The organism is Flavobacterium longum (genome assembly GCF_965137575.1).
Lineage (GTDB): Bacteria > Bacteroidota > Bacteroidia > Flavobacteriales > Flavobacteriaceae > Flavobacterium > Flavobacterium longum.
Genome location: NZ_CBCRZJ010000013.1, coordinates 1 through 2,008, shown reverse-complemented (window position 1 = coordinate 2,008; position 2,008 = coordinate 1). Strand labels below are relative to the sequence as shown.

3 protein-coding genes are annotated in these 2,008 nt (G+C 38.6%); all 3 read left to right on the top strand.

From position 1 onward, the window contains the following. Window positions 1-148 precede the first annotated feature (148 nt). Window positions 149-613: a hypothetical protein gene (locus ACM9J1_RS14335; protein WP_415582784.1), complete on the top strand. Its 465-nt coding sequence runs from the start codon at window positions 149-151 to the stop codon at window positions 611-613. A gap of 537 nt (window positions 614-1,150) precedes the next feature. Then, window positions 1,151-1,675: a hypothetical protein gene (locus tag ACM9J1_RS14330; RefSeq protein ID WP_415582783.1), complete on the top strand. Its 525-nt coding sequence runs from the start codon at window positions 1,151-1,153 to the stop codon at window positions 1,673-1,675. Between the two features lie 140 nt (window positions 1,676-1,815). After that, window positions 1,816-2,008: hypothetical protein (locus ACM9J1_RS14325; protein WP_415582782.1), on the top strand; the 193-nt coding region annotated here is incomplete at its 3' end.

Sequence of the window (2,008 nt, the reverse complement as noted above, 5' to 3'; positions counted from 1 at the left end):
ACGCAATTTGCTGCTCGCCTACTCGCCGCAAATTTCTTCTTCACGTAAAAGCGNTATCTTAGCCGATAGTAAACGGTTCGCTTTGGCCGCAAACATGCGTCTAGCGCGAGAACGTTAGCAGGCATTTAAATCAACTTTGTCGTTCAAAATGAAAAGGCCAATTTTAATAACATCTTTTTTATTGCTATTCTTTTTTAAAGTTAAAGGTCAAGATTCTATTGCAAGCCCAATTCAGCATAAAATTTTTGTGCAGTGTTTTGAGAATTTAAATCAAGGCTACGAAGTATTTGAAAAATATCCTTCCTTAAAAAAAGTTAAGTTTTGTTCAATTATGAAATGCATAGCTTTAATGCAATATAAAGAAGACGATATTAAAAAAGCCGCAGAATATAGACTTCGCGGAATTGCAACTCAATTATACAACCAAGGAAAACCGGTTTACTTGATAAGTGGAATGGATAGTTCTTCTTACGCTCATAAACAGAATGAAAACCTAGAAGATGATAATGGTATTATTTATATCAGTATTGGAGAATGTTTAATTTCGCAAAGTGAATCTAAAGCAAAAGAAATTTTTAATGAGCAAACAAAAATGCTGATTGAAAAAAAGTAAAACGCCAGCTAACACACGCTAAAAGGCATTGCCTCGTTTTTATTAACCGCAACATTTTCCTCACGAAAAATGTTTTATCTTCACCGATACAACTCAGCTCGCTTGCTTCGGCAACGACCTTCTAGCGCGAGAACGTTAGCATCAAGCGGTTTCGTGGCGCAAATACCTAAATCGTCCGGCCAAATTTAATGTTAGGTTTGGGCATTTTTCCCTCAGCATTTTTCTAGAAATGTTTGCGGAATTTGCATGTTCGGTCAAGTTTGCTCTCGAACGGAAACCAGTTTCCTCAGCAAACTGAAAGTTCAGAGAAAATTCCGCAAAAGTAAGTCGTAACCGAAAGATTCCAATAGTCAAAAATGCCTGTATTTGCGCGGCTCCGATTGATGTCGTCGGCCGCCTAATGCTAACAGCTTGCATAAGAAATTGCCTTAATTTGTCCAGCCGAAACTTCTTTCTCACGAATAATTTTTATCTTCACCGATACAACGCAATTCGCTGGCATCGGCAACTTCCCATGCAAGCGAAACGTTAGCGAAAATGGCAAACGAAACTATCGTCAGAATGAAGATTTCAGTGATTATTTTCTTGGTAACTTCTTCCCTATTTGCGCAAAAAGCCGATGGCTATTTACTTTTTGAACAACGAAATTTTGATAGCGACACTTGCTGCTGGAGAAAGTTGCAGCGCGAAGGAAAATATAATGAAGCTGCAGACATGATAATAGACTTTATTGAAAATGGTAATGTTTCGAACCGGCAATCATTGAACTGGCACGCCGCACAGATGTATGCATTTAGCGACGACTACAAATCAGCGCTAACGTACAGTCGCAAAACATACAATGTATTTCAAAAATGGTTTGGCGGAAATGATGGAAAAACTTGGTATTACTTTGCGAAAGGAACGTCTGCATTTTTTGAAAGAAATAAAGAGAAGTTACGGAAAATTGTTCAGAAATGGAGTAAGCGGCTGATTCCTGATAAAAACTTGAAAGAACTAGAGTTGCTTCTAGCCAATTGGGAATTTAATTATAAACGCGCCACTTCCGCTAACACACGCTAAACGCAATTTGCTACTGGCCTACTCGCCGCAAATTTTTTCTCCCGCAAAAGCATTATCTTAGCCGATAGAACCCAGTTCGCTTTGTCCGCAAACATGCGTCTAGCGCGAGAACGTTGGCGTCAATTTTATCGAGATTCATCATGGCAAAAATTACTAGTGTTACCGTTAAAGAACTGAAGGAAGATTTCTATACTTATTCTTCAGCAACCAGTGCGAGAGTTAGGGAATTCTCTTTCGCCGGAATTGCAGCCATTTGGTTATTCAAGACAACTATCTACGAACAGATAGGATTAGGCTCTGAATTAATCGAAAATCTTAAACTGTTTATTTGGG